Here is a 25,964-nt window from a genome sequence, read left to right on the forward strand (position 1 = left end):
CCGGCCTCCGACATTCAGTCCGCGGCGGCGAACGGCTCGTTCCCGAGGGCGAGGTCCTGGCTGGCGAGGTCCAGGTCGACGACCTTGTTCACCCGGGCGGTTTGCGCGACCACGATGCCGCCCAGCACAAGTCCGACTCCGGCCACCTGCACGGTGTCGAGTGACTCACCGAGCCACAGGAACGCGAATCCGAACGCGAAGAGCACCTCCGACGCGGAGACGATTCCGGCGGCCGTCGCAGTCAGCCGGCCCAGCGCCATGTACGACAGCAGGTACGGCGCGAACGACCCGGCGACCCCGTTCCAGAGCAGCAGCAGCCAGAGCGGCAGGGCGAGCGCCCCGAGGTTGCCGTGCAGCGGCACCTGCTGCGCCAACGTCTGCGGCTCGACTTGCCACCACGCGCTGAAGACGAGCCAGAACGCGCTCGCGAAGAGCATCGACCAGAACGACACCACCAGGGGCGACGTGGATGCGACCTGCCGCTCGCCGACCAGGAAATACACCGCGAGGCAGATCGCGGCAGCGACCCCGGCCAGAACGCCGAGCGGCGACAGGGTGCTCGCCCAGATCTGCGCGACCACCGCCATCCCGATCAGCACGCAGCCGATGGCGAGCCAGATCCGCGGCTTCACCCTCTCCTTGAAGACGAACCGCGCGAACAGGGCCACCAGCAGCACTCCGGAATACTCGAGCATGAGGGCGATGCCCACCGGCAGCAGGCTGATCGCCACGGCGTAGAACCACTGGATGAGGGCAACGCCGGCGACACCGAGCAGCGCCATCACCGCCACCTGCCGTCGGCCGATCCGGAAAGCCCGGCGGTTGGTGACGAACAGCAGGGTGCCCGCGAGCACCGCGATGATCGTCACTCGGAAGAAGGTCAGCTGGGCAGGCGAGAGACCGGCCTCCACGATCACCTTGGTTGTGCTGCCATTGAGGCCGAAGAGCAGCGACGCGAGGAGAGCGTAGAGGTAGCCCACCGCCTAGCGCAGCCCGGTGCCGTGCACGGCGAACGGTTCGATCGCCGCGATCTCGTCGCTGGTCAGGGCCGGGGCATCCAGGGCCGCAACGGTCTGCTCCAGCTGGCTGACGCTGCTCGCCCCGACCAGCACGCTCGTCACCGACTGTTGGCGCAGGATCCACGTCACGGCAAGCTGGGCAAGGGTCTGGCCGCGCTCGGCCGCGATCGCGTTCAGGCCGCGGACGCGTTCGAGGTACGTATCGGTGAGCACATCCGCGGTCAGGAACCGGCTGGTCGCGGCCCGGGAGTCCGCGGGGACCTTCCCCGACAGGTACCGGTCGGTCAGGAGGCCCTGCGCCAACGGGGAGAAGCAGATGCTGCCCACGCCCAATTCGTCGAGCACCGGGAACAGGCCGTCTTCGACATGGCGGTCGAACATCGAGTAGCGCGGCTGGTGGATCAGGAGCGGAACGTTGTACTGGGCCAGCGCGGCGGCGGCCGCCCTGGTCTGCTCAGGCGTGTAGCTGGAGATGCCCACGTAGAGGGCCTTGCCCTGCTGAACGGCGGATGCCAGTGCCCCCATCGTTTCCTCAATCGGGGTCTCCGGGTCGGGGCGGTGGGAATAGAAGATGTCGACGTAGTCCAGGCCGAGGCGGCCGAGGCTCGCGTCGAGGGACGACAAGAGGTACTTGCGCGAGCCGAAGTCGCCGTAGGGGCCGGGCCACATGTCATACCCGGCCTTGCTCGAGATGACCAGTTCGTCCCGGTACGGACGGAAGTCTTCGGCGAAGATCCGGCCGAAGTTGGTCTCGGCGGAGCCGTAGGGAGGGCCGTAGTTGTTGGCCAGGTCGAAGTGGGTCACCCCGAGGTCGAAGGCGCGGCGCAGGATAGCCCGCTGGGTGTCCATCGGTCGGTCGTGCCCGAAATTGTGCCAGAGGCCGAGCGAGAGCGCCGGAAGCTTGAGTCCGCTCCGTCCGGTGCGGCGATAGGTCATCTCGGAATAGCGGCTCTCAGCGGCAACGAAGGTCATGCAGTTACTCTAGGACCGTGCAAACTTTTGTGGTCGCAGGTGGATGTTTCTGGTGTCTCGATGCCGTCTATCGGGTGCTTCGCGGGGTGAGCGACGTCGTCTCGGGTTACACCGGGGGAGACACGCCCAACCCGACCTACGAGGCGGTGTGCACCGGTCGTACCGGGCACGCGGAGGCCATTGCGGTCACCTTCGATCCGGAGGTCATCCCGGCCAACGTGATCCTTGACGTCTTCTTCACGCTGCACGACCCCACCCAGCTGAACCGCCAGGGCGCCGACGTGGGAACGCAGTACCGCTCCGCCATGTTCTACGCCGACGACGAACAGAAGCGACTCTTCGAAACGGCGCGCACCCGTGCCGCGGAATGGTGGGGCGAGGGCATCGTCACGACGATCCAGCCGCTCGGCGAGTACTTCGTCGCGGAGGACTACCACCAGGACTTCTTCGCCAAGAACCCCGGCCAGGGCTACTGCATGGCCGTTGCCCTGCCCAAGGTGAATAAGATCCGCAAGTCCTACGCACAGTACATCCTTCCCTAGCCCTCCACAGGACGCGGCACGGTTGTCTTGTCCACGTTCACGGTGCACGGCGGCCCGCCGGGGCCGTCCTGCCGCACACTCGGAGCACGTGGCCCGGGGGCGACGGAGACAGGCACGAGCGTTCGCTCCCGGGTCGCGCGCGTCGAGGCGCTGCCCGGCGCCCGACGAGGTGCAGGGAGAACGCAATGAGTGACACCATCACAGTGACCGGGATCGTGGCGACAACGCCGCGCCACCTCGTCACCAGCACCGGGCTGGCCATCACGTCGTTCCGGCTGGCTTCCGGTCAGCGCAGGTTCGACCGGGCGAAACAGTCCTGGGTGGATGCGGAGACGAACTGGTATACGGTCTCGACCTTCCGGCAGCTGGCCCACAACGTGGTGCGGTCGGTGCGGCGCGGCGAACACGTCGTCGTGGCCGGCCGGCTGCGCATCCGCGACTGGCACAACGCAGACAAGAACGGCACCGCGATCGAGATCGAAGCTGACAGCGTTGGGCACGACCTGACCTGGTGCACCACGATCTCCCAGCGGGTCGCCCCCGCACCCGGGCGGCTGCCCGACGAGCCGGCAGAGCCGTCAGAGCCTGCGACGCCGTCCGCCGCGGTACTCTCCGCCGCGGACCAGGACGATCCCGACCGGGCAGACCCCGGCGGTCCGGCTGCGCTGGACCGGGCTGAATCCGACGGTTTCCTGCCGCGGGAGGAGGCTGGCCTGGTCGCCTTAGACTCTTAGGGTCGGCCGCATCCGTGGCCCCTGGGCGGATGCCCGTGCAGCCGGCGAGCGGAACGTGTCTGGTAGGAGCCACGCGACAAATAGACTGGTAGGCACTATGGCCGAATTTATTTACTCGATGGTCCGCGCACGCAAAGCGGTTGGCGACAAGCTCATCCTCGACGATGTCACAATGTCTTTCTTCCCCGGCGCCAAGATTGGCGTGGTCGGGCCGAACGGAGCCGGAAAGTCCACGATCCTGAAGATCATGGCCGGCCTCGACACACCGAGCAACGGTGAAGCAAAGTTGTCACCCGGTTACAGCGTCGGCATCCTCATGCAGGAGCCCGAACTGGACGAGACGAAGACCGTGCTCGAGAACGTGCAGGAAGGCGTCGGCCCGATCAAGGCCAAGGTCGACCGGTTCAACGAGATCAGCCTCGCCCTGGCCGAACCGGACGCCGATTTCGACGCTCTTCTGGCCGAAATGGGCACCCTGCAGGAAGCCATCGACGCCGCCGATGCCTGGGACCTCGACTCCCAGCTCGAACAGGCCATGGACGCCCTGCGTACCCCGCCGGGAGATTCGGCCGTTTCCGACCTCTCGGGCGGTGAGAAGCGGCGGGTGGCGCTGACCAAGCTGCTCCTGCAGAAGCCCGACCTGCTCCTCCTCGACGAGCCCACAAACCACCTCGACGCCGAAAGTGTGCTGTGGCTCGAACAGCACCTCGCCCAGTACCCCGGCGCCGTCCTCGCCGTCACCCACGACCGGTACTTCCTCGATCACGTGGCCGAGTGGATCGCCGAGGTCGACCGCGGCCACCTGTATCCCTACGAGGGCAACTACTCCACCTACCTCGAGAAGAAGCAGGAACGACTGCTGATCGCGGGCAAGAAGGACGCGAAGATGGCCAAGCGCCTCGCCGACGAGCTTGAATGGGTGCGCTCGAACGCCAAGGGACGCCAGGCCAAGTCCAAGGCCCGCCTCGCCCGGTACGAGGAAATGGCCGCGGCGGCGGAGAGCACCCGCAAGCTGGACTTCGAAGAGATCCAGATCCCGGTCGGCCCGCGCCTCGGGGCCCAGGTCATCGACGCGAAGAAGCTCAACAAGGGCTTCGGCGACCGTGTCCTCATCGACGGACTCAGCTTCACCCTCCCGCGAAACGGCATCGTCGGCATCATCGGCCCGAACGGTGTCGGCAAGACGACGCTGTTCAAGACCATCGTCGGCAAGGAGCCGCTCGACGACGGCGAGCTCAAGATCGGTGAGACTGTCGCGATCTCCTACGTCGACCAGGACCGCACCGGCATCGACCCGAACAAGACCCTGTGGGAGGTCGTCTCTGACGGCCAGGACTACATCCAGGTCGGCAAGACCGAGATCCCGTCCCGCGCCTACGTGTCCACCTTCGGCTTCAAGGGTCCCGACCAGCAGAAGAAGGCCGGCGTGCTCTCCGGTGGAGAGCGCAACCGCCTGAACCTGGCGCTCACCCTCAAGCAGGGCGGCAACCTGCTCCTGCTCGACGAGCCCACCAACGACCTGGACGTCGAAACGCTCGGCTCGCTCGAGAACGCGCTGCTCGAGTTTCCCGGCTGCGCCGTGGTGATCACTCACGACCGGTGGTTCCTCGACCGGATCGCGACCCACATCCTCTCCTATGAGGGCACCGACGAGAACCCGGCGAACTGGTACTGGTTCGAGGGCAACTTCGAATCCTACGAGCAGAACAAGATCGAACGCCTCGGCCCGGATGCCGCGAAGCCGCACCGTTCCGCCTACCGCAAGCTCACCCGCGATTAGGACCACGATGAAGCTGCATGTGCCGATCACGCTCCGCTGGTCCGACCTGGACGCGTACGGCCATGTCAACAACGCCGCGATGCTGCGCCTCCTCGAGGAGGCGCGCATCCAGGCGTTCTGGCTGGACGAGGATGCGACCGAGCCCGCGCTCGGAGCGGGCACCGCGGTTCTCGACGGCCGGCCGGGTGCGGCGACGCTGACCCTGATCGCCCGGCTCGAGGCCGAATACCTCGCACCGATTCCCTACCTTCGGCAGCCGGTCGTCGTGCGGCTCTGGCTGGGCAAGCTCGGCGGGGCCAGCCTCGAGGTCTGCTACGAGGTGTGGAGCCCCGACGGAGTGCTGCCTGCCGTGCTGTACGCCCGCGCGAGCACCACGATCGTGCTGGTCGACGCCGCCACCGAGCGGCCACGCAAGATCAGCCCGACCGAGCGCGACGCCTGGAGCCCGTACCTGGATGAGCCGGTCAGGTTCACCCGGCGGGCATCCGTTCCGGAGGACTAACGCGGAGTCTCGCTGAACGAGCCCTGCCAGATCGCCCGGCTGCCGGATTCGCCCACGAGCACCGTCTGCCAGGTGGCCGCGCCGCCGAGGCCGAGGGCCAGCAGCACGAGGAGCACGCTCACCGCCCGCCGCCCGGCTCGCTCGCGCACGCGTCGTCGCCGGTCCTGCACGGTGTGCCAGAGCCAGACGAGGATGCCGAGCAGGCCGAGGGACAGCGTCCACGGCCAGAGCGCGCCGCCCAGGCCGGCATGCACGCCGATCAACGGGGTGGGTGCCACCCGCGCCTGCAACCAGGACCCGGCCTGGGTCGTGAGCGGCACCAGCGCGATCACCGCCAGCCCCAGCGCCGGCAGCACGATGCCCAGGCGGCGGCGCAACGTGGGGAAGGCCGCGGCGAGCAGCACGGCCAGGGCGGTCACCGGAACGAGCACGACGACGAGGTGCACGAGGAGAACGTGCAGGGGGAGACCGTTGACGGAGTAGAGGTCCATGGTCGCCCGCTGCCTAGGTGGCGGTGACCGAGTCGCCGGTGACCGAGACCGGCACCGCGACCAGCGGGCTCGGGGCAGGGCCACCGAGAACCTCGCCGGTCATCGCGTCGAACTTCGAGCCGTGGCACGGGCAATCGAATTCCTTGCCGACGGGCTTCACCACGCAACCCTGATGGGTGCACACGGCGCTGAACGCGACCACTTTCCCGGCGCTCGGCCGGCTGACCAGGATCGGCTTCCCGTTGAGGGACGCCTCGACCGAACCGCCGACCGGGATGTCGGCCAGCTTGGCGACCGTCGTCGACCCTCCCGTGTCGGTCTTCGCGGCGCCCGGTTGCCCGGTGGCGGCGGTGCCGGTGCTGCAACCGACGAGCGCGACGGCGGCTCCCGCGCCTCCGAGCAGGAGGGCGGCGCGGCGGGACACGCCCGCGGCGGTCCCGGCTGGAATCGTGGTGGGGGGCGTCATGGTTCTCCTCGAACGGGTTCGCGAATAGGTTGGGGTCGGCAGGGCGATGCTACCCAGTTGGCCTGTTACTCAGTACAACGACACGGTGACGGTTTCGGTTCAGCGCACGGGTGAACCGCCGTGACGGGTCCGACGTGTTAACGGCGGGAGGTGCATGGTGACGGACGAGCGAGCCGAACTGTTGCGTGCCCTCCACGACGAACACGCCCCGGCGCTCTGGCGTTATGAGGTGCGGCTGACCGGGGATGCCGGCCTGGCCGACGATGTGGTGCAGGAAACCCTGCTCCGCGCCTGGCGCCTGCCGCGCGTGCTCGACCAGTCGGAGACGTCCGCCCGGGCCTGGCTGTTCACGGTGGCGCGGAATCTCGTCATCGACGATCGTCGATCGGCCCGGCACCGCCACGAGATCACCACCGACCAGTTCCCGGAACAGCTGACACCCGACCAGACCGCCGCCCTCCTGGACTCCTGGCTGGTCGCCGACGCGCTGGCCGGGCTCTCGCACGAGCACCGGGCCGTGGTGGTCTGCGCGTACTACCGCGGCCAGTCGGTCGCCGAGACCGCACGGCTGCTCGACATTCCGCCTGGCACCGTGAAGTCCCGCCTGCACTACGCGCTGCGGGCCATGCGGTTGACCCTGCACGAGCGGGGGGTGAGCGAACGATGACCACACCGGACGCCTACGCCGACTGGGATGCCGCCTACGTGCTTGGGGCATTGTCGTCCGCTGAGCGGCACGAGTTCGAGCGTCACCTCGCCGACTGCGCCGACTGCGCCCGGATGGTCGCCGAACTCGCGGCACTGCCGGGGCTCCTGGGAACCGTTTCGGTCGAACAGGCGCTTGCGCTCGATCGCCAGGCCGGCGAGCCGCACCCCGACGCGCCGCCCCGGGACTCCGAACGCGCCACGGAGCCGCGATTGTCGGGCCAGAGCCTGCCGCGACTAATGGCCAGGGTGCGGCGACGCCGGCGTCGGGCCCGCGTGCTCGTGGCCGGGGTTCTCGTGGCGGTGGCCGGTGCGGCTGCGACCGCCGCCCTCGTGCTGACCGCGGGGCTGCCGGGCGCTCCCGGCGTGCCGACCGCGGTTCCCGTCGCGTCCGCGGCTCCTGGCAGCGCCCCGACCGTCGCAGCCCGCACGGTGATGCAGCAGGTGGTGCCCAGCCCCCTCAGCGCCAGTTTCGTGCTGACCGGCGAGCCGTGGGGAACTCGGATTGACGCGTCGTGCAGCTACGCGGAGACCGGCGAAGGCTCAGGGGCCGCCGAACGGGCGTATTCGATGTACGTGACCGACACCCGCGGCACGGCGACGCTGGTGGCGACGTGGCTGGCCGGTCCGGGCACCGCGATCGAGGCCGTCGGCACGACGAGCGTCGCCCCGCGCGACATCGCCGCCGTGGACATCCGTCTCGAACCGATCGGCCTGCTGCTGCTGGCCGGACGGCCGCAACCCTGAGCGGGACTACTGCGCGTTGGTCGGCACGCGCACCATGCCCTCCTGGGCCACCGTGGCCAGGAGCAGGCCGGACCGGCTGAAGATGCTGCCGGTGGAGAGGCCGCGGCCGCCCTGCGCCGACGGGGAATCCTGCACGTAGAGCATCCACTCGTCGGCGCGTCCGAACCGGTGGAACCACATGGCATGGTCGAGGCTCGCCACCTTGAGCCCGGGGGTGGCCCAGGCGATGCCGTGACGCCTCATGATCGGTTCCATGATCGAGTAGTCGCTCGCGTAGGCCAGCGCGGCGCGGTGCAGGTCGGGGTCATCCGGCAGCGGGCCGAGCGTCTTCATCCACACGGCCTGGCGCGAGGTGTGCTCGCCGTCGACCGTGAGGTAGATCGGCGACGGGATGTGGCGCATGTCGAACGGGCGTTCGCTGGCCCAGTACCGTGCGATCGAGTGGTCCACCTTCTCCAGGGACTGCGCCGCGGTCGGCAGGGACTCCGGATCCGGAAGGTCGGTGGGCATGTCGATGTGGTGTTCGAGGCCCTGGTCGTCGTCCTGGAAGGACGCGATCATCGAGAGGATCGGCCGGCCGGCCTGGTAGGCCTGCGTGCGGCGGGTCGCGAAGGAGCGTCCGTCGTGGATCCGATCGACCGAGAACGTGATCGGCTGGCCCACGTCGCCAGGGCGGAGGAAATAGCCGTGCATCGAGTGCACGTGCCGGTCGTCCGGCACCGTGCGCATCGCCGCGACGAGCGACTGGGCCAGGACCTGCCCGCCGAAGACCCGGCCGAGCGGCATCCACTGCGAGGGCCCGGTGAAGATGTCCTCACTGGTGCGGGCTTCCGTGTCGGTGAGGTCGAGGGCGGTCAGGAGACCTTGCATTGGCTCGTCCATGTGGCCTCCTCAGGCGCGTGAAGGGGGGTCTGTGTGAGCCCCGGCGTACCTTGGTAGTTTAGAAGCAGATGAGCAAGTCATTTTCTCTCACGGATTCCCTTTCCCTCAGCGACCTCCAGGTGTACCTGTCGCGCGCCAGCCGGGTGGAGGACGGTTCGGTGCGCCTGATTTCGGCGGCCGGGGTGCTCGCCGTGTACACGGCCATCCTGTACCCGCGCGGACTCCTCGACAGCAGCCCGACCGTGCTCGGCCTGCGCACCTTCGCGCTGAGCGCGCCGGTCGACCTGGACGCGGTGGTGCCGGTGCGTTCGCTGCTCGACCGACTGGCCAGGCTCGTGGCCGCGGCGACCGTGCCGGACGCGCCCGTCAACGTGACCGTTCCGCTCGAGGTGACCACCGTCACCTGGGCCGGGATCTCCCCGCCCAAGGGCGGGTGGACGGCCCTGGGCGAAACGGATGCCGCCCTGCTGCAGGCATCGGCGGACGCCGGAATCGAGGAGGTCGCCGCGGTCATCCCGACCGGGACGGGCGGCCAGATCGTGCAGCGGGTGCGCTCCGAGGTCTGGGGCCGGCCGATCCCCGGGCTGGAGATCGTGCCGGCCGGGGCTGCCTTCGCCGCGGTCAGCCTCGGCTTCCTGCCGAAGGAGGAACCCGTGCGCCTGTTCGAGACCGGGCCCTGGACCCGGCTGAGCACGAGCCGCGGCCACATCCTCGTGCGCCGCAAGCCCTGGTCGCTCCGCGCCTGACCCGCGCCTGACCCGCGCCTGACCCGCGGTGGTCGAGTGACCGGAGGTCGGGCCATTCGACCCGGTTTCGGCGGTCGAGCCCGTCGAAACCCCGCGTCGAGTGTGTTCCGAATTCAGGAGAACAGCGCGAATGCAGGGCGCTGGCGCGCATCCGGCGCACTGGTGCGGGCGCTGCACCTGAATTCGGCACGTGCCTCACTGACAACAGGGGCGATCATCAATCCGGGATGTCGCCCGTGGCCAGCAGCGCGGCCCAGATGTCCGCGCGGGCGTGGAACGTGCCGAGATCGCGGCCGAGAAGCTGCTCGGCCTGGCCGATCCGGGCCCGGACGGTGTGCCGGTGCACCCCGAGCACCTCGGCGGCGGGTCCGAACTGGCCGTTCTGCTCCAGCCAGACCCGCAGCGTGGCCATCAGCGACGTGCCGTGGGCGGCGTCGTGGTCGCTCAGCGGCGCGAGGGCCGCGCGGCCGACCTCCGACGCATCCGTCCTGGCCAGGAAGGCGAGCACCCCCTGCCGGGAAATCAGGTCGAAGGCCACGATCGCCGGTTCGCCCTCGTGCGCACGGTCAAGGGCCTGGCGGGCCTGGGCGAGCGCCCGAGGCAGCGACCGGTACTCGGCCGGGTCGGAGACCCCGACGTGCAGGCCGAACCCGACCAGGTCGTCGAGCAGGGGGCCGGCGCCGGAGTCGAGGCAGAGGACGACGCTGCCGCCCATGCGGGCGTAGAAGAGGTTTCCGCCACGCTCCTCGACCCGGAGTTCGAGGAACTCGGTGAGGGCGTCCAGGCGCTCCGGGGAAGGGTCGGTCACCGCGACCCGCACCGGCTCAACCGGGAAGGCGCCCCACAGCTCGGCCGAGATCGTGCGCGCCAGCCCGACCTGCCCACCGAGCAGCGCGTGCAGCAGCCCCGACCGGAGGTGGCCGCGGGCGCGGCCGAGCGCGGTGTTCTGTTCGAGAGCGAGCCCGGCGAGCGCGATCACGCTCGTCACCACCTCCTGGCCGGCCGGGTCGAGTGGGACGCGGCCGCCGAGTGCGAGCACGCCGCGCAGCTGGTCGCGGCGCCCGAGCGTCTGCAGGTTGAGCGTCTCGTCGCCGTCGTCGACCGTGAGGCTGGCGCGCTGGCCGCGGCGGAGCATCCGCCCGGCCTCGTGCTGCGCCCGGTCGAGGGAGCCGCGGGAGGAGGAGGCGCCGGTGAACGCGTCGCGGGGGAAGACCCGGTCGAGCGCGCCGCTCGGGTCGAACAGGGCGACCCAGTGGCCGAGCTGGCGGGACAGCTCGCTCAGGGTGGCGCTGAGGCCGTCGGGGCGGAGCGCCGCAAGCGAGATGGCCCGCTGCGCGGCCAGGGTCCAGGTGTCCCTGGCGAAGCGGAGTTCGGCGACCAGGTCGCCGGCGGCGCGGGCCACGGCGATGAACGGCGTGCCGTACGGCACCTCGACCAGGGGGATGCCCCTGGCCAGGCAGGCGGCGACCAGCGGGTCGGGCGTGCCGTCGCGGACGACCTCGGTGCCGAAGCCGAGGCAGGCGATGCCGAGGTCGGCCAGCCGTTCCACGTAGCCGGTGTAGAACGCATCCGTCGTCGTGTCGGAGGTGAACTGGCGGCCGGTGGTGAGCAGCATCTGGCTGGCGGAGAGGAACGGGGTCGGATCGGGCAGGTCGGAGCTGTGCACCCAGTCCACCGGCTGGTCGAGCGCCCCGGCCGGAAGGTCGGCCTCCGCGGTCAGCAGGCGCAGCTGCAGCCCGGGCTGGCCGAGGAGGCGGCGCAGGGGAGGCAGCAGCGGCGGGGCCACGGACGGAGACATGCGACGAGTGTACATGGCGGCGAAAGATCGGACCCGGGTTGTACAAGGTGGCAGACGCGGGATGGGGCCGCCGTGCATAGCATTGCGCAATTGGCATCGTCGCCGGCAGCGCGACGATGCACCTGTGTCGCAGAACTGGAGCAGCCATGACCATCGTCGAAGCCCCCACATCAACCGTGCCGCTCGGCGGTCCGAGCCTTCCGCAGGAGCGCCGCCTGGCGACGAGCATCCCCGGCCCGAAGTCGCAGGCGCTGCAGGCGCGCAAGGCCCAGGCGGTCTCCGCCGGCGTGGGCGTCACCCTCCCGGTCTACATCGTCGCGGCCGGCGGCGGCGTGCTCGTCGACGTCGACGGGAACTCGCTGATCGACCTCGGCAGCGGCATCGCCGTCACCGGCGTCGGCAACAGCGCCCCCCAGGTGGTCGAGGCCGTCGCCGCCCAGCTCGCCCAGTTCACCCACACCTGCTTCACCGTCGCCCCCTACGACTCCTACATCGAGGTGGCCGAGACCCTGAACCGGCTCACCCCCGGCGACCACGCCAAGCGCAGCGCCCTCTTCAACTCCGGTGCGGAGGCGGTGGAGAACGCCGTCAAGATCGCCCGGCACTACACCGGGAAGCAGGCCGTCGTCGCCTTCGACCACGCCTACCACGGCCGCACGACCCTGACCATGGGACTGACGGCGAAGAACCAGCCGTACAAGAACGGCTTCGGCCCGTTCGCCGCCGAGCTCTACCGGGCGCCGATGTCCTACCCCTACCGCGATGGCGGCCTGGACGGCGTCGTCGCCGCCGGGCGCGCCATCTCGCAGATCGAGAAGCAGATCGGCGCCGAGAACCTCGCGGCCGTGATCATCGAACCGATCCAGGGCGAGGGCGGCTTCATCGTCCCGGCGCCCGGATTCCTGCCCACCCTCGTCGACTGGTGCCGCGCCAACAGGGTCGTCTTCATCGCCGACGAGGTGCAGACCGGCTTCGCCCGCACCGGCGACATGTTCGCCAGTGACCACGAGGGCATCGTGCCGGACCTGATGGTGATGGCCAAGGGCATCGCGGGCGGTCTCCCGCTCTCGGCGGTCACCGGCCGCGCCCAAATCATGGACTCCCCGCAGGTCGGCGGCATCGGCGGCACCTACGGCGGCAACCCGCTCGCCTGCGCAGCGGCACTCGCCACCATGGCGGCGTACGAGTCGGAGAACCTGGTCGGACGGGCCAGGGAGATCGGCGCCATCCTCACCGGCCGGCTGAACGCCATCCGTGCCGCGGACAAGCGGGTCGGCGACGTGCGCGGCCGTGGCGCCATGATCGCGATCGAACTCGTCGACGCCGTCACGGGCGAACCGGATGCCGCCCTCACCGGACGCGTCGTCGCCGCCGCCCACGCGCAGGGCGTCATCCTCCTCACCTGCGGCACCTACGGCAACGTGGTTCGTTTCCTGCCGCCGCTGAGCATCCCCGACGCGCTCCTCGTCGAGGGCCTGCAGGTCGTCCAGGCCGCGCTGGCCGCCGCATGAGCGTCCTCGAGGCCGCACCGACGGCAGTGCTGACCGCATCGACGGCAGTGCTGACCGCATCGACGGCCCCGGTCGCGACCCCGCTGGACGACGCCCGCTCCCAACTGGCCAGCGCCATCGACGTGCTCGGCTACGGCGCCGGGCTGCAGTCCCTGCTGTCCACGCCGCGCCGCGAGATGACCGTGGCCGTGCCGCTCCGCCGGGACGACGGCAGCACCAGCCTGTTCACCGGCTACAGGGTGCAGCACAACCTGTCTCGCGGACCGGCCAAGGGCGGCCTGCGCTACAGCCCGGGAGTCACCCTCGACGAGGTGCGCGCCCTGGCGATGTGGATGACCTGGAAGTGCGCCCTGATCGACGTGCCGTTCGGCGGCGCGAAGGGCGGGGTCACCATCGACCCCCGCCAGTTCTCCCAGGCCGAGCTGGAGCGCGTCACCCGGCGCTACACGAGCGAGATTCTGCCGATCATCGGCCCGGAGAAGGACATCCCCGCCCCCGACATGGGCACCGACGAACGCACCATGGCCTGGATCATGGACACCTACTCCGTCAACGTCGGCTACACCGTTCCCGGCATCGTGACCGGCAAGCCGATCAGCCTCGGCGGGTCGCACGGCCGCGCCAGCGCCACCTCCCGCGGGGTCACCCACATCGCGCTCGCGGCGCTCCGGCACCGCGGCATCAGCCAGCACGGCGCGACCGCGGCGGTGCAGGGCTTCGGCAAGGTCGGCCACGACGCCGCGGTGTTCCTCACCGACGCCGGCGTGCGCGTCATCGCCGTGAGCGACCAGTACGGCGCCGTCTACAACCGGAACGGCCTGGACTTCACCCGCCTCAGCGCCTACGTCGCCGCCACCGGGAGGGTCGTCGGCTACGACGGCGCCGAGCCGCTCGACGGTGACGCCCTCCTCGAACTGCCCGTCGACCTGCTCGTCCCGGCCGCAGTCGAAGGCGTGCTGCACGAGGGCAATGCCGCCCGGGTCAGTGCCCGGATCATCGTCGAGGGCGCCAACGGCCCGACCTCCCCGGCCGCCGACCGCATTTTCGCCGAGAACGGCCAGCTCGTCGTCCCCGACATCCTCGCGAACGCCGGAGGTGTGCTCGTCTCCTACTTCGAGTGGGTGCAGGGCAACCAGGCCTACTGGTGGAACGCCGACGAGGTGGAGCACAAACTCGAAGAACGGATGCTCGGTGCCTGGCAGCAGGTCGTCGAATACGCCGTCGCCCGGGACCTCTCCCTGCGCGCCGCCGCGACCGTGCTCGCGGTCGAGCGTGTCGCCGAGGCCCACCTCCTCCGGGGCCTGTACCCCTGATCGGCAAGCGCGGGTGGCCCTCCGGTCGAATGCACCCGGTCAACAAGAAGCCAGTCAACAAGAAGCACGTGAACGAGAAGCAAGTGAACGAGAACCAAGTGAACGAGAACCCAGTGAAAGAGAACATCGTGTCCAGCCGTGAAACCGACCTCCTCGCCCGCGTCCCCGACGGGCTCTACATCAACGGGGCCTGGCAGCAGGGCGGTGGCGACCCGATCGAGGTGACCGACCCGGCGACCGGGCTCGTGCTCAAACGGATCGCGAACGCGGATGCCGCCGACGGCATCCGTGCCCTCGACGCCGCGGTCGACGCGAGCGCAGCCTGGGCGGCGACCGCCCCGCGCGTGCGCGCCGAGATCCTGCGCCGCGCCTTCGACCTGCTGCAGGAGCGCCGGGACGACTTCGCGTTGCTGATGACGATGGAGATGGGCAAGCCGCTCGCCGAGGCGAACGGCGAGGTCAGCTACGGCGGCGAATTCCTGCGCTGGTTCAGCGAGGAGGCCGTGCGGATCAGCGGCCGCTACGGGTTGAACCCGGAAGGAACCGGGTCGATGGTCGTCTCCCAGCACCCGGTGGGACCGTGCCTGCTGATCACGCCGTGGAACTTCCCGCTCGCCATGGCGACCCGCAAGATCGCGCCTGCACTCGCCGCGGGCTGCACCGTCGTGATCAAACCGGCCGAGCTGACCCCGCTGACCACCCTCTACTTCGTGCAGCTGCTCGAGGATGCCGGGGTGCCGGCCGGGGTCGTCAACGTGATCACCACCTCCGCCTCCTCGGCCGTGGCCGGGCCGATCATCGCCGACCCGCGGCTGCGCAAACTGAGCTTCACCGGCTCGACCCCGGTCGGTCGCAAACTCATCCGGCAGGCCGCCCAGGGCGTGCTGCGCACGTCGATGGAACTCGGCGGAAACGCCCCGTTCGTCGTCTTCGAAGACGCCGACGTGGACAAGGCCGTCGACGGCGCGATGCTCGCGAAGTTTCGCAACATCGGCCAGGCCTGCACCGCCGCCAACCGGTTCATCGTGCACGAGTCGGTCGCCGCCGAGTTCGCCCGCCGGCTCACCGAGCGAGTCCGGGCCCTGAAGATCGGCCGCGGCACCGAGGAGGGCGTCACGATCGGGCCGCTCGTCAACGAGGCCGCCGTGGCGAGCACCGACGCGCTCGTGCAGGACGCCCTGAGGAAGGGTGCCACCCTGCTCACCGGCGGGGTGCGCCCCGACGGCCCCGGTTCCTTCTACGAGCCGACCGTGCTGACCGGCGTCGCCCCGGACAGCACTATCCTGCACGAGGAGATCTTCGGACCGGTCGTCGGCATCGTCACCTTCGCCGACGATGACGAGGCCGTGCGCCTGGCCAACTCCACCGAATACGGCCTGGTCGGTTACGTCTTCACCAGGGACCTCGCGAGGGGACACCGGATGATCGGCCGCCTGGAAACCGGAATGATGGGACTGAACACGGGGCTGGTCTCCAACGCCGCGGCGCCGTTCGGCGGCGTCAAGCAGTCCGGCCTGGGCCGCGAGGGCGGCCTCGAAGGAATCCACGAGTACCTCCAGGCCAAGTACACCCTCATCCCGGTCGACTGACCCCGATCGAACCCGAACACACCAACGAACACTGCAGGGGAGCAATCATGACCGCGATTGAACGCGACATTGTCATCATCGGTGCCGGGGCATCCGGCCTCACCGCCGCGACCGAGCTGCGGAAGGCGGGCCTCACCGTCGCCGTGCTCGAGGCCAGGGACCGGGTCGGCGGCCGACTCTGGACCGACGACATCGACGGCGCCATGCTCGAAATCGGCGGCCAGTGGGTCTCGCCCGACCAGGACGCGCTCAAGGAGACGATCGCCGAACTCGGCCTCGAGACCTTCGCCCGCTACCGCACCGGCGAGAATGTGTACATCAACGCCGCCGGCCAGCGCACCCGATTCGAGGGCGGGATCTTCCCGGTGTCGGCCGAGACCGAGCGCGAAATCCTCCGCCTGATCGAGCTGCTCGACGGCCTCGTCGCCCAGACCGACCCCGACCGCCCGTGGACTCACCCGCGGGCGAAGGAACTCGACGAGATCTCCTTCGGCGCCTGGCTGGAAAACGAGACGACCGACCAGGAGGCTCGCGACAACATCGGCATGTTCATCGCCGGCGCCATGCTCACCAAGCCGGCGCACGCGTTCTCCACCCTGCAGGCGCTGCTGATGGCGGCGAGTGCCGGCAGCTTCAGCAACCTCGTCGACGCCGACTTCATCCTCGACGAGCGGGTCGTGGGCGGCCTCCAACAGGTGCCGATCCTGCTCGCCGAACGGCTCGGCGGCGACGTGCACCTCGGTCAGGCCGTGCGCACCCTGCGCTGGAACGAGGACGGCGTCGTCGCCGTCACCGACGACCTCGAGGTGCATGCCTGCCGGGTGATCGTGGCCGTCCCGCCCGTGCTCTACAGCCGGATCTCATTCGAGCCCCCGCTGCCGCGCCGCCAGCACCAGCTGCACCAGCACCTCTCGATGGGCTTCGTGATCAAGGTGCACGCCGTCTACGAGACCCCGTTCTGGCGCGAGGACGGCCTCTCCGGCACCGCGTTCAGCCCCTACGAGCTCGTGCACGAGGCCTACGACAACACGAACTTCGGCGACAGCCGCGGAACCTTCGTGGGCTTCGTGTCCGACGAGGCCGCCGACGAGGTGTTCACCCTCACGCCGGAGGAGCGGAAGACCCGCATCCTCACCTCGCTCTCGCACTACTTCGGCGAGAAGGCGCTCACGCCCGTCGTCTACTACGAGAGCGACTGGGGGACCGAGGAGTGGACCCGCGGGGCGTACGCGGCCAGCTTCGACCTGGGCGGGCTCGCCCGCTACGGCGCCGACCTGCGCACCCCCGTCGGGCCGATCTCCTTCTCCTGCAGCGACCTCGCCGGGAAGGGCTACCAGCATGTGGACGGCGCCATCCGGATGGGACGCGACACCGCCGCGGCGATCCTCGCCTCCGCCGAGCTCGTCTAGCTCGCTCATTCGCCCTTCGCCCTTCGCGGGTCGCGCCGCGTCGACCTCAGGTCGTCGTGGCGCACCTTGGGGAAGCGGGCGCAGGGTGAAACGTGCGCCCGCTTCCCCAAGGTGCGCCACGAGGATGTGGGGACGGGCGCGGCTGGGCTACAGCGCGGCTACACCGCGCGGCCCGCGGTGTAGACGCCCCGTTCGGCCCAGCCGACGACGGGGAAGAACCGGATGCCGCGTGCGTGCAGCCAGGCGTGCTTCTCCCCGGCCGCGAAGTCGAGGTAGGCCTCCGCCCAGCGTCTCGACCAGGATCACCCGCTTGCCGGCGGCGACCAGTTCGGCCGTCGCGACGAGACCGGCCAAACCGGCCCCCACGACGATGGCGTCGGCTTACATGCCTGCTGCATGCGGGGGAACGGCGCTCATCGTGACGCCAGTATCGCTCGTCGAATTCGACGGAGATTTTGCCGCAAACGGCCCAAAAGGCGTCTGCTGCGCGTCAAACCGCGAAAATCTCCGTCGAATTCGACGGGGGCGGGGCGGCTACTCGTCGAACGTGTTCAGCATCGCGTGGGCGGCCCGCTCCAGGTAGTCCCAGAGGGTCTCCCGCTGGAGCGGGGGTAGGTCGCACGCGTCAACGGCATCGCGCATGTGCGCGAGCCAGCGGTCGCGGGCCTCCGGGTTCACCTTGAACGGCTGGTGCCGCTGGCGCAGCCTGGGGTGGCCGCGCTGCTCGCTGTAGGTGCCGGGGCCACCCCAGTACTGCTCGAGGAACATGGTGAGGCGCTCCTCGGCCGGACCGAGGTCGGCCTCGGGGTACATCGGCTTCAGCACCGGGTCGGTGGCGACGCCGCGGTAGAACTCGGCGACGAGCTTCGCGAAGAACGGCCGTCCGCCAACCTGCTCGTAGAACGAGGCGCCGATCGCGGCGCCGTTCTCGCCGTCACGCAGATGCACGGGCGAGGGAGCAGCAGCGGGCGTGGGCGCTGCGGCGGGCGTGGGGGTTGACTCAGGCGTCATCGCGGATCTCCGGATCTGGTGCCGACTTCGGCGAGCTGGGGGTGGGATGTTCGGCGTCCAGCTCGGCGGCGGACTTCCCGGCCGGCTTCCCGGCCGGCTTCGAGACCGGCTCCGCACCCGGCTTGTCGGCCGGCGCGCTGCCGGCCGGGGACTCGTCTGCCGGATGCTCGGCGGCATCCGTGGCCACGGTACGGCCCTTGCGCGGGGCGCGGGGGAGCCGGGGCTTCTTACGCACCGGGACCGGCGCGGTGAACGGGTCGGTGATCGCATCGGGAACGGCCGCGGCGGCCTCGGCGGCGGCATCGAACGGTTCGTCGGTGTTCGGGATGGCGGCGGCGTTCACGGAGCCGTCCGGTCCGGTCATCACGACGCTGTTCAGCGGGGTCAGCCCGATGCCCAGGCCGTCGAGTGCCTTCTTGAGGTGCAGGCGGAGGTCGCGGGCGAAGTCCCATTTGGCCGAGACCCGGGTCTTCACCACGAGGCGCACGACGAGGGCCTCCGCCGAGATCGACTCGAGACCCCAGACCTCGGGCTTTTCCAGGATCACGGGGCGCCACTTGCGGCTGGAGGCGAGCGCCCTGGCCACCCGGAGCAGTTCGGCCTGCACGGCCTCCACGTCGGAGGCGTACGGGATGGCCAGGTCGACGATCACGCGCGCCCAGCCCTGGGACATGTTGCCGACGCGGAGGATCTCGCCGTTCCGCACGAACCAGAGCGTGCCGTCGACGTCACGCACCTGGGTGACCCGGATTCCGACCGTCTCGACCACGCCGGAGGCGAATCCGACGTCGACGATGTCGCCGACGCCGAGCTGGTCCTCCACCACCATGAACAGGCCGTTGAGGATGTCCTTGACGATGTTCTGCGCTCCGAAGCCGAGCCCGGCGCCGAGGGCGGCCGTGAGCAGCGCGAACGAGCCCAGGATGTCGGTGTTCACGATGTTGACGATCAGCAGTACGGACACGATCAGCAGGGTGACGTTGACGATGTTGGAGAGCACGGAGCCGAGCGTGCGGGTGCGCTGCACAACGCGAACGGCGGCCAGCGGCGAGACGCTCAGAGACTGGGTGTCCGTGACGTTCTGGTTTTTCTTCACCCCGGAGACGATCTGCCCCACGACGCGTTCGATCACGAAGTGCAGCCCCCAGCGCAGCAGGAAGGCTCCGATGACGATCGCGGCGATGTTGATGATCTTGAGCCACAGATCGACGGTGAAGAATTGGGCGAGTTCAAGCCAGATTGCGTCGAAGTTCATATTCTGACCAGTCTACCGAGAGCCGCCGGGCAGAGGCTGGGACCCTCGCCGACAGCGCGGGAGCGGATGCGCAAAACCCCCGCCGTGCGCCCGGTGCGGGCGGTGGCGAGGGTCTTGGGGCGTTGCAGTGACGGATGCTCCGGGCCGGTTAGACGGCGTCCCGCGCCTGCGCGGCCAGGGCGCGCTCCACCCCGGCCAGGTTCTCGATCACCAGGCGGCGGAGCGCTTGCGGCTCCGGGTTGGCGTCGAGCCAGGCACGGGTGGCGTCGGCCAGGGCCTGGTTCGCCAGCGGCGACGGGTACAGGCCCAGGACGAGCTTCTCCGCGATGGAGAAGCTGCGGGACTCCCAGACCGGCTGCAGCATGGCGAAGTACTCGTCCACGAACGGCTCGAGCAGGGTGGCGTCGTTGGCCCGGAGGAACCCGGCCGCCGTCACACGCACGATGGTGTTCGGAGCCGTGTCGACGTCGATCAGCGACGACCAGGCCGCCTGCTTCCCCTCGGGGGTTGGGATGGCGGCGCGCGCCTGGGCGGCCGACTGGGCGCCCGTCGCGGTGTTGTCGTCGGCCAGCGCCGCGTCGATTTCGGCGCTGCCGGCCTTGCCGCCGGCGACGAGGGCGATGAGCAGCTCCCAGGCCAGGTCGGTGTCGATCGTGAGGCCGTCCAGCGGCACGGAGCCGTCCAGGATCGCCGCGACCGAGGCCAGGTGGCTGCCGGTTGACGCGACCGAGGCGAAGAACTTGACGAACTGGAACTGCGCGTCGGTGCCGGGCTCGGCGTGCCGGGCGAGGGACCAGAGGGCGTCGCCGACCTCGGTGACCGTGTTCGCGCGGAACTCCGCGGCCACGTAGTAGGTCGCGGCCAGCACGACCTGTCCGAGCACGGTGCGGAGCGTGGTCGACTCGGTCTCGGTGGCGACGTTGCCCAGGACGAGGCTGATGAAGTCCCGCGGCGCGGTCTCGGCGTCGCGGGTGGCGTCCCAGACGGCACCCCAGACGATGGCCCGGGCGAGCGGGCTCTCGATCGAGGAGAGATTCTCGAGGGCGACGTCCTGCGATGCGGTGTCGAGGCGGATCTTCGCGTAGGCGAGGTCGTCGTCGTTGAGCAGCACGAGGGCGGGGCGGGCCAGGCCGACGAGCTCGGCGACATCCGTTCTCGGTCCGTCGATGTCGATCTCGACGCGGTGGGCGCGCACGAGGGCGCCGTCGGCGAAGTTGTAGAAGCCGATCGCGATGCGGTGCGGGCGGATCGTGGGGTAGTCCGCAGCGGCGGTCTGCAGCACGGTGAAGCCGGTGATCATTCCGGTCTCGTCGACCGCCACCTCTGGGCGCAGCGTGTTCACGCCCGCCGTCTCAAGCCAGAGCTTGGTCCACTCGCTGAGATCGCGGCCGCTGGAGGCCTCGAGCTCCACCATCAGGTCGTTCAGTTCGGTGTTGCCCCACTCGTGTTTGGCGAAATAGGCGGCAACCCCGGCGAAGAACTCGTCCCGGCCGACCCAGGCGACGAGCTGTTTGAGCACGGAGCCGCCCTTGGCGTAGGTGATGCCGTCGAAGTTGACCTGCACGTCTTCGAGGTCGGTGATCGTGGCGACGATGGGGTGCGTCGACGGCAGCTGGTCCTGCTTGTAGGCCCAGCTCTTCTCCATCACGGCAAAGGTGGTCCAGGCCTCGGTCCACTCGGTGGCCTCGGCGGTGGCCATGGTCGACGCCCATTCGGCGAACGATTCGTTCAGCCACAGGTCGTTCCACCATTTCATGGTGACCAGGTCGCCGAACCACATGTGCGCCAGCTCGTGCAGCACGGTGACCACGCGACGCTCCTTGATGGCGTCGGTGACCTTGGAGCGGAAGACGTAGGTCTCGGTGAAGGTGACCGCTCCGGCGTTCTCCATCGCTCCGGCGTTGAACTCGGGCACGAACATCTGGTCGTACTTGTCGAACGGGTACGGGTAGTTGAACTTCTCCTCGAAGTAGGCGAAGCCCTGGCGGGTCTTCTCGAAGAGGTAGTCGGAGTCGAGGTACTGGAACAGGCTCTTCCGGCTGAACAGGCCGAGGGGGATGACGCGGCCGTCGCTGGAGGTCAGCTCGCTGCGCACGACGGCGTACGGGCCGGCGACGAGGGCCGTGATGTAGCTGGAGATGGTGTGGGTGGGCGGGAAGACCCAGGTCTTCGCGCCGTTGCCGGCATCCGTGGGCACGGGCGTGACGGAGTTGGAGATGACCTCCCAGGCCCCGGGCGCGGTGACCGTGAAGGCGAAGGTGGCCTTGAGGTCAGGCTGCTCGAACACCGCGAAGACGCGGCAGGAGTCGGGCACCTCGAACTGGCTGTAGAGGTAGACCTCGTTGTCGACCGGGTCGACGAAGCGGTGCAGGCCTTCGCCGGTGTTCGTGTAGAGAGCGTCGGAGACGACGGTCAGGGTATTCTCGGCGGCGAGGCCGTCGAGCTGGATCCGGATGCCGTCGCTGACGGATCCCGGGTCGAGGGAGACCCCGTTGAGGGTCACCGAGTGCACAGTGCTGGTGATCGCGTCGATGAACGTGGTGGCGCCGGGCGTGGCCGCGAACTCCACGGTGGTCGTGCTGCCGAATGTCTCCGCACCGGTGGTGAGGTCGAGGGCTACGGCGTAGCTCCGCACGGCGATGAGCGCCGCGCGCTCCTGGGCTTCGATCCGGGTGAGGTTTTCTCCAGGCAACGTTTTCTCCATCTCGGTTTCGACCGGGGCTTCTGGCTCCGGTCGCACGACGGTTAAGCCTAGCCACTATTGCGACGGGGGCAGGGGTGAGCTGAGCCCGGCACTCCGGGTCGGTGCGATCAGGTTCGTGGGGCGAGGGCCTGCCAGCCGTCGGCCCGCAGCCGGCCCTGGCGCTCGCGGCGCCAGGAGTCCGACTCCGCCACGGCGGCGAGGTGCAGCACCACCCCGACGGTGGGCTCGTCGGAACTGTGCGCGAACGGCGCATGCTCGACGTGGTGCACCACGGTCCGCTGGGCGGCGAATCCCGTCAGTTGCCCGGGAAGGAAGCTCTCCCCGGCCCGCGGAACGGCATCGACGAGCGTGCGCCGGTGCAGCGCCTCGCCGGTGAACTCCGTGCAGGCGGTGTCGCCGAAGACCAGCAGTCGCACGTCGATCGCGGTGCGGTTCTTCGTGACCGAGTGCACCGGTCGCACATCGACTGCGGGAGCGCGTTCAGCGACCTGGCCCCGGGTGATCGCACCGGCCTGGTATTCGAACATCGCCGTCGCCACGGCACCGAGGCTGACCCGCTCGGCGTCGTTGCCGATCAGGAACTCCACCTCGTCGTACACCGGGTGCACGGGCTCCACGATGAGCATGGCCCGTGCGTCCGGGGTGATCGCATGATCGCCCCGGCTCGCCCGCCCGGCGCCGCTCCCGAGCAGGGTCTCCACCTCGTCGTAGACCGGGCTGCCGAGTTCGAGCACGAGCACGGGACGTTCCAGTGGGGCCCTCCGCTCGCTGGTGGCGCGAAGCGTGCTGCGCATCTCACGCAGCAGGGCCTCCCTGAGTTCTGTCGAGATCTCGGTCATCGTCGGCTTTCCGTTTCGTTGCATCCTGCATTGGCGGGGTCGTGCCGGTCGGGATTCGGGGGGAGCCTACGCTCCGGGCGCTGCCACCTGGGTCTGGGGAAGGGCGATGTCCCACCCCTCCTTGCGCAGCTCTCGCTGACGCTCCAGCCGGTGTTCGGCCGGCTCGGCCACGGAGGCCACATGCACCACCACCAGGACCGTCGGTGTGTCGCAGTTCTCCGGGAAGGGCGCGTGTTCGACCCGGTCCACCACCGGGCGCAAGGTGTCGAAGCGACTCAATTGGCCGGGAGAGAAGCGCTCGCCGGCGCGAGGCACGGCGTCGACGAGGGTGCGCCGGTGGAGGGCCTCGCCCGTGTATTCCGTGCAGTCCTCGTCGCCGAACACCATCACCCAGAGGTCGATGGCGGTGCGGTGTGCGGGCACCGCCTGGGTCGATGGTGCGGGGGTGCTGCGCGCATCCCGTGGAATGCGCCGCAGCCGCGCCATCCGGGCCTGGTGCTCCACCAGGGCGGTGGCGACGAGCGCGAGGCTCTCATGCTCGGCGATGGTGTCCAGGCGGGACTCGACCTCGTCGTACAGCGGACTCGCGGCCGGGTAGGCGCTCGCGTGCGCCCGAGGACGCCGGGCGAGACCCGGTTCGGTCGGGGCGAGGGAGTCCAGCATGTCGCGCAGCGACAGCTCCCTGGTCGGCGTGGGCGTCTCGGTCATCCGGTGGTTCCGTTCCGGTCATCATCGGCAGTCGGCGGCAGGCACAGCATTGCGCAGTTCCGTGTGACCTCATCCGGGTCGGGAGAGCAGCCTGTCGGCAGGGCGTGAAACCGCAAACGAGCACTGACCCCCCAAACTAGTCACAGTTGGGAGCAGAACCTAAAGGGCCCGGCGCTTGGGCGCGCCGTGCGCCCGGGACGGGTCCCACCGGCCGGGACGGCGTCGGCGGAGTGACCCAACGGATGATCCCGGCCGGCACCAGGAGCACCGCGCCGACGACGGCCGCGCCGAAGAACGCGGAGCCAGGGCCTCCCGCTTCGATGAGCACCCCGGCCAGGGCGCCGCAGACGAGCCCGGGCATGGAAGAACTCCGAAGAATGTGCGCGCCGGGCGCGGGTGAAGGATCCGGGTGGTCGAAGCCGAGCCGGTCGCTAATCACACAAGGGGAGCATCCGGCCACCATAGCCGATCGGATGCCGCCCGGGCGGTTTACCAGGCGGCGGGCTTGTAGTCCTTGAGGAAGACGCCGCACAGGTCTTCGCCCGCCTCGCCGCGCACGATCGGGTCGTAAACGCGCGCCGCGCCGTCGACGAGGTCGAGCGGGGCGTGGAAGCCCTCCTCGGCAAGGCGCACCTTGGTGGGGTGCGGGCGTTCGTCGGTGATCCAGCCGGTGTCAACACTCGTCATGAGGATGCGGTCGGAGAGCATCTCCTTGGCGCTGGTGCGGGTGAGCATGTTCAGCGCAGCCTTGGCCATGTTTGTGTGCGGGTGGCCAGGACCCTTGTAACCGCGGCCGAAGACGCCCTCCATCGCGGAAACGTTGACGATATAGGTGCGCCGGGCCCCGGATGCCGCGAGCGAGGCGCGCAGGCGGCTCACCAGCAGGAATGGTGCCGTGGTGTTGCAGAGCTGCACCTCGAGCATCTCGAGCGGGTCGACGTCCTCGACGTTGGCGGTCCAGCTGTTCGCCTCGTGCAGGTCAGGCACGAGCCCTCCGGCGTCAATGGCGGTGCCGGCGGCGAGGCGGTCGAGCGACGACGAACCCGGGGCGAGGGCCAGGGCCGTGAGGTCGTCGGCGGTCAGCACAGACGAGGCCGAGCCGGCTGCCGCGGCGGCCAGGATCGGGTGGCTGGTCACGGATGCGGCCAGCGCGGTCGGGTGCGCGTCATTGGTGTGGCCGAAGCTGACGATCTCGGGGATGCTGCCCTCGGGAAGCGGCGATGACTCGGCCTCGACCAGCATCGAATAGGAGCCGGGGGATCGACGCACGGTCTGCGCGGCGTTGTTGATCAGGATGTCGAGCGGGCCGGCTTCGGCGACGGACTCGGCCAGGCCGATCACCTGGGCCGGGTCGCGCAGGTCGATTCCCACGATGCGCAGCCGGTGCAGCCAATCGGGCGAATCGGGCATGGCGCTGAACCGGCGCACCGCGTCGCCCGGGAACCGGGTGGTGATCGTCGTGTGGGCGCCGTCGCGCAGCAGGCGCAGGGCGATGTACATGCCGATCTTCGCGCGGCCGCCGGTCAGCAGGGCACGCTTGCCGGTGAGGTCGGTGCGGGCATCCCGTTTCGCGTGGCTCATCGCGGCGCAACTCGGGCAGAGCTGGTGGTAGAACGCGTCGACGAGCGTGTAGCGCTCCTTGCAGATGTAGCAGGGGCGGGCCACGAGCAGCTCGCCGGCCGAGGCCTTGCTCGTGCCGAGGCGGAGCTGGGCGCCGATGGTCTCGTCGTCGATGCGGGTGGGCGCGCCCGTGGCGGTCGCGGCGATCACTTCGCGGTCGGCATCCGCGATGGCCTGACGCTTCTCGCCGCGCCGCACGATCTTCACCGACTTGAACATCTTGGCGGTGGCCTGGCGCACGGTGACGAAGTCGGGGTCGTCCGGGTCGATCGTGCTCAGCGACGCGAGCACTCTCAGGGCGACCTCTAGGTCGTGCGGGTCGATGGTCGGTGCTGCCTGCGTCGAGGGTGCGGGCTCGGTCGAAGGCGCGGTGCTCATCCGCCAATTCTACGTCGACCCGGATCGAACCGCCGCTCGAGCCCGCCCGGTGGTCGAGCCCGCCCGGTGGTCGAGCCGCCCCGGTGGTCGAGCCGCCCCGGTGGTCGAGCTCGTCGAGACCCCGCCCGGTGGTCGAGCGGCCCCGGTGGTCGAGCTCGTCGAGACCCCGCCCGCCCCGGTCTCTACGAGCTCGACCACCGGTACATGCACGATGGGCCCGATCACCGTGGTGATCGGGCCCAT

Annotated in this window: 24 protein-coding genes and 1 pseudogene; 11 read left to right on the forward strand and 14 right to left on the reverse strand. The window is 69.7% G+C overall.

What is annotated here, in order from left to right:
* Positions 1-14 precede the first annotated feature (14 nt).
* Both E3T48_RS12610 and mgrA read right to left on the reverse strand, forming a co-directional pair.
* Positions 15-980, reverse strand: a complete 966-nt coding sequence (locus E3T48_RS12610) for a DMT family transporter (RefSeq protein ID WP_134524400.1) — start codon at positions 978-980, stop codon at positions 15-17.
* A gap of 3 nt (positions 981-983) precedes the next feature.
* The gene (gene mgrA / locus E3T48_RS12615) at positions 984-1,991 is read right to left on the reverse strand and encodes an L-glyceraldehyde 3-phosphate reductase (RefSeq protein WP_134524401.1); all 1,008 of its coding nucleotides are present in this window, start codon (positions 1,989-1,991) and stop codon (positions 984-986) included.
* Between the two features lie 17 nt (positions 1,992-2,008).
* Between mgrA and msrA the strand changes: the two genes are divergently transcribed.
* The 4 genes from msrA to E3T48_RS12635 all read left to right on the forward strand — a co-directional run bounded on the left by msrA (position 2,009) and on the right by E3T48_RS12635 (position 5,549).
* Positions 2,009-2,533, forward strand: coding sequence for a peptide-methionine (S)-S-oxide reductase MsrA (msrA, locus tag E3T48_RS12620; protein ID WP_134524402.1), 525 nt, complete (start codon positions 2,009-2,011; stop codon positions 2,531-2,533).
* A 185-nt stretch (positions 2,534-2,718) separates the two neighbouring features.
* On the forward strand, positions 2,719-3,267 hold the full coding sequence (locus E3T48_RS12625) for a single-stranded DNA-binding protein (RefSeq protein WP_134524403.1): 549 nt from the start codon (positions 2,719-2,721) through the stop codon (positions 3,265-3,267).
* A gap of 97 nt (positions 3,268-3,364) precedes the next feature.
* Positions 3,365-5,047 carry an energy-dependent translational throttle protein EttA gene (gene ettA, locus E3T48_RS12630; RefSeq protein WP_134524404.1) on the forward strand — a complete coding sequence of 561 codons (1,683 nt, stop codon included), beginning with the start codon at positions 3,365-3,367 and terminating at the stop codon, positions 5,045-5,047.
* A gap of 7 nt (positions 5,048-5,054) precedes the next feature.
* The gene (locus E3T48_RS12635; RefSeq protein WP_134524405.1) at positions 5,055-5,549 is read left to right on the forward strand and encodes an acyl-CoA thioesterase; all 495 of its coding nucleotides are present in this window, start codon (positions 5,055-5,057) and stop codon (positions 5,547-5,549) included.
* Here E3T48_RS12635 and E3T48_RS12640 read toward each other — a convergent pair.
* Together E3T48_RS12640 and E3T48_RS12645 are read right to left on the reverse strand one after the other, a co-directional pair.
* Positions 5,546-6,040: a DUF2231 domain-containing protein gene (locus tag E3T48_RS12640; protein ID WP_134524406.1), complete on the reverse strand. Its 495-nt coding sequence runs from the start codon at positions 6,038-6,040 to the stop codon at positions 5,546-5,548. The two genes, E3T48_RS12635 and E3T48_RS12640, sit on opposite strands and share 4 nt — an antisense overlap.
* A gap of 13 nt (positions 6,041-6,053) precedes the next feature.
* Positions 6,054-6,506: a QcrA and Rieske domain-containing protein gene (locus tag E3T48_RS12645; protein WP_134524407.1), complete on the reverse strand. Its 453-nt coding sequence runs from the start codon at positions 6,504-6,506 to the stop codon at positions 6,054-6,056.
* 154 nt (positions 6,507-6,660) lie between these two features.
* Here E3T48_RS12645 and E3T48_RS12650 point away from each other — a divergent pair, with 154 nt between their 5' ends.
* Together E3T48_RS12650 and E3T48_RS12655 are read left to right on the forward strand one after the other, a co-directional pair.
* Positions 6,661-7,173, forward strand: coding sequence for a sigma-70 family RNA polymerase sigma factor (locus E3T48_RS12650; protein ID WP_134524408.1), 513 nt, complete (start codon positions 6,661-6,663; stop codon positions 7,171-7,173).
* Positions 7,170-7,958, forward strand: a complete 789-nt coding sequence (locus E3T48_RS12655; RefSeq protein ID WP_134524409.1) for an anti-sigma factor family protein — start codon at positions 7,170-7,172, stop codon at positions 7,956-7,958. The genes E3T48_RS12650 and E3T48_RS12655 overlap by 4 nt, the downstream gene beginning before the upstream one ends.
* Before the next feature lie 6 nt (positions 7,959-7,964).
* Here E3T48_RS12655 and E3T48_RS12660 read toward each other — a convergent pair whose 3' ends face one another.
* On the reverse strand, positions 7,965-8,840 hold the full coding sequence (locus E3T48_RS12660; RefSeq protein ID WP_241986805.1) for an acyl-CoA thioesterase: 876 nt from the start codon (positions 8,838-8,840) through the stop codon (positions 7,965-7,967).
* Between the two features lie 68 nt (positions 8,841-8,908).
* Between E3T48_RS12660 and E3T48_RS12665 the strand changes: the two genes are divergently transcribed.
* Complete coding sequence (locus E3T48_RS12665; protein WP_134524410.1) at positions 8,909-9,586, forward strand: DUF8185 domain-containing protein; 678 nt, start codon at positions 8,909-8,911, stop codon at positions 9,584-9,586.
* A 217-nt stretch (positions 9,587-9,803) separates the two neighbouring features.
* Here the strand turns inward: E3T48_RS12665 and E3T48_RS12670 are convergent, their stop codons facing one another.
* Complete coding sequence (locus tag E3T48_RS12670; RefSeq protein WP_134524411.1) at positions 9,804-11,384, reverse strand: PucR family transcriptional regulator ligand-binding domain-containing protein; 1,581 nt, start codon at positions 11,382-11,384, stop codon at positions 9,804-9,806.
* Between the two features lie 146 nt (positions 11,385-11,530).
* On the opposite strand from E3T48_RS12670, the gene gabT reads away from it, so the two are divergent.
* The 4 genes from gabT (at position 11,531) to E3T48_RS12690 (ending at position 17,206) form a co-directional block, all read left to right on the forward strand.
* Positions 11,531-12,895 (forward strand): 4-aminobutyrate--2-oxoglutarate transaminase, encoded by a 1,365-nt coding sequence (gene gabT / locus E3T48_RS12675; RefSeq protein WP_134524412.1) that lies wholly within the window; start codon positions 11,531-11,533, stop codon positions 12,893-12,895.
* Positions 12,892-14,208, forward strand: coding sequence for a Glu/Leu/Phe/Val family dehydrogenase (locus E3T48_RS12680; protein ID WP_134524413.1), 1,317 nt, complete (start codon positions 12,892-12,894; stop codon positions 14,206-14,208). Before gabT ends, E3T48_RS12680 begins: the two co-directional genes overlap by 4 nt.
* A gap of 125 nt (positions 14,209-14,333) precedes the next feature.
* Positions 14,334-15,797 carry an NAD-dependent succinate-semialdehyde dehydrogenase gene (locus tag E3T48_RS12685; RefSeq protein WP_166789735.1) on the forward strand — a complete coding sequence of 488 codons (1,464 nt, stop codon included), beginning with the start codon at positions 14,334-14,336 and terminating at the stop codon, positions 15,795-15,797.
* 47 nt (positions 15,798-15,844) lie between these two features.
* On the forward strand, positions 15,845-17,206 hold the full coding sequence (locus E3T48_RS12690; protein WP_134524415.1) for a flavin monoamine oxidase family protein: 1,362 nt from the start codon (positions 15,845-15,847) through the stop codon (positions 17,204-17,206).
* A 173-nt stretch (positions 17,207-17,379) separates the two neighbouring features.
* On the opposite strand, the pseudogene E3T48_RS12695 reads toward E3T48_RS12690, so the two are convergent.
* The 8 genes and pseudogenes from E3T48_RS12695 to E3T48_RS12730 all read right to left on the reverse strand — a co-directional run.
* Positions 17,380-17,560: pseudogene (locus tag E3T48_RS12695) on the reverse strand (hypothetical protein); the annotation flags it as partial.
* A gap of 180 nt (positions 17,561-17,740) precedes the next feature.
* Entirely contained in the window at positions 17,741-18,217 is a 477-nt protein-coding gene (locus E3T48_RS12700) for a globin (protein WP_134524416.1), read from the reverse strand.
* Complete coding sequence (locus E3T48_RS12705; RefSeq protein WP_134524417.1) at positions 18,207-19,472, reverse strand: mechanosensitive ion channel family protein; 1,266 nt, start codon at positions 19,470-19,472, stop codon at positions 18,207-18,209. The genes E3T48_RS12700 and E3T48_RS12705 overlap by 11 nt, the downstream gene beginning before the upstream one ends.
* A 148-nt stretch (positions 19,473-19,620) precedes the next feature.
* On the reverse strand, positions 19,621-22,164 hold the full coding sequence (gene pepN, locus E3T48_RS12710) for an aminopeptidase N (RefSeq protein ID WP_134524418.1): 2,544 nt from the start codon (positions 22,162-22,164) through the stop codon (positions 19,621-19,623).
* Positions 22,165-22,283: 119 nt separating this feature from the next.
* A complete protein-coding gene (locus E3T48_RS12715) occupies positions 22,284-23,015 on the reverse strand; it encodes a hypothetical protein (RefSeq protein ID WP_134524419.1) in 732 nt (243 codons plus the stop codon).
* Positions 23,016-23,081: 66 nt separating this feature from the next.
* Positions 23,082-23,723: a hypothetical protein gene (locus E3T48_RS12720; RefSeq protein WP_134524420.1), complete on the reverse strand. Its 642-nt coding sequence runs from the start codon at positions 23,721-23,723 to the stop codon at positions 23,082-23,084.
* A gap of 136 nt (positions 23,724-23,859) precedes the next feature.
* Positions 23,860-24,084: a hypothetical protein gene (locus E3T48_RS12725; protein ID WP_134524421.1), complete on the reverse strand. Its 225-nt coding sequence runs from the start codon at positions 24,082-24,084 to the stop codon at positions 23,860-23,862.
* A 128-nt stretch (positions 24,085-24,212) separates the two neighbouring features.
* Positions 24,213-25,721, reverse strand: coding sequence for an SDR family NAD(P)-dependent oxidoreductase (locus E3T48_RS12730; protein WP_134524422.1), 1,509 nt, complete (start codon positions 25,719-25,721; stop codon positions 24,213-24,215).
* Positions 25,722-25,964 lie beyond the last annotated feature (243 nt).

Source organism: Cryobacterium fucosi (assembly GCF_004403515.1).
In the GTDB taxonomy this organism is placed as follows: domain Bacteria; phylum Actinomycetota; class Actinomycetes; order Actinomycetales; family Microbacteriaceae; genus Cryobacterium; species Cryobacterium fucosi.

Bases quoted from the DNA above. Each gene is read 5' to 3' on its own strand.
- mgrA (WP_134524401.1), bottom strand. From the start codon at position 1,991: ATGACCTTCGTTGCCGCTGAGAGCCGCTATTCCGAGATGACCTATCGC.
- E3T48_RS12625 (WP_134524403.1), top strand. From the start codon at position 2,719: ATGAGTGACACCATCACAGTGACCGGGATCGTGGCGACAACGCCGCGC.
- ettA (WP_134524404.1), top strand. From the start codon at position 3,365: ATGGCCGAATTTATTTACTCGATGGTCCGCGCACGCAAAGCGGTTGGC.
- E3T48_RS12635 (WP_134524405.1), top strand. From the start codon at position 5,055: ATGAAGCTGCATGTGCCGATCACGCTCCGCTGGTCCGACCTGGACGCG.
- E3T48_RS12640 (WP_134524406.1), bottom strand. From the start codon at position 6,040: ATGGACCTCTACTCCGTCAACGGTCTCCCCCTGCACGTTCTCCTCGTG.
- E3T48_RS12645 (WP_134524407.1), bottom strand. From the start codon at position 6,506: ATGACGCCCCCCACCACGATTCCAGCCGGGACCGCCGCGGGCGTGTCC.
- E3T48_RS12650 (WP_134524408.1), top strand. From the start codon at position 6,661: ATGGTGACGGACGAGCGAGCCGAACTGTTGCGTGCCCTCCACGACGAA.
- E3T48_RS12655 (WP_134524409.1), top strand. From the start codon at position 7,170: ATGACCACACCGGACGCCTACGCCGACTGGGATGCCGCCTACGTGCTT.
- E3T48_RS12660 (WP_241986805.1), bottom strand. From the start codon at position 8,840: ATGGACGAGCCAATGCAAGGTCTCCTGACCGCCCTCGACCTCACCGAC.
- E3T48_RS12665 (WP_134524410.1), top strand. From the start codon at position 8,909: ATGAGCAAGTCATTTTCTCTCACGGATTCCCTTTCCCTCAGCGACCTC.
- E3T48_RS12670 (WP_134524411.1), bottom strand. From the start codon at position 11,384: ATGTCTCCGTCCGTGGCCCCGCCGCTGCTGCCTCCCCTGCGCCGCCTC.
- gabT (WP_134524412.1), top strand. From the start codon at position 11,531: ATGACCATCGTCGAAGCCCCCACATCAACCGTGCCGCTCGGCGGTCCG.
- E3T48_RS12680 (WP_134524413.1), top strand. From the start codon at position 12,892: ATGAGCGTCCTCGAGGCCGCACCGACGGCAGTGCTGACCGCATCGACG.
- E3T48_RS12690 (WP_134524415.1), top strand. From the start codon at position 15,845: ATGACCGCGATTGAACGCGACATTGTCATCATCGGTGCCGGGGCATCC.
- E3T48_RS12700 (WP_134524416.1), bottom strand. From the start codon at position 18,217: ATGACGCCTGAGTCAACCCCCACGCCCGCCGCAGCGCCCACGCCCGCT.
- E3T48_RS12705 (WP_134524417.1), bottom strand. From the start codon at position 19,472: ATGAACTTCGACGCAATCTGGCTTGAACTCGCCCAATTCTTCACCGTC.
- E3T48_RS12715 (WP_134524419.1), bottom strand. From the start codon at position 23,015: ATGACCGAGATCTCGACAGAACTCAGGGAGGCCCTGCTGCGTGAGATG.
- E3T48_RS12720 (WP_134524420.1), bottom strand. From the start codon at position 23,723: ATGACCGAGACGCCCACGCCGACCAGGGAGCTGTCGCTGCGCGACATG.
- E3T48_RS12725 (WP_134524421.1), bottom strand. From the start codon at position 24,084: ATGCCCGGGCTCGTCTGCGGCGCCCTGGCCGGGGTGCTCATCGAAGCG.
- E3T48_RS12730 (WP_134524422.1), bottom strand. From the start codon at position 25,721: ATGAGCACCGCGCCTTCGACCGAGCCCGCACCCTCGACGCAGGCAGCA.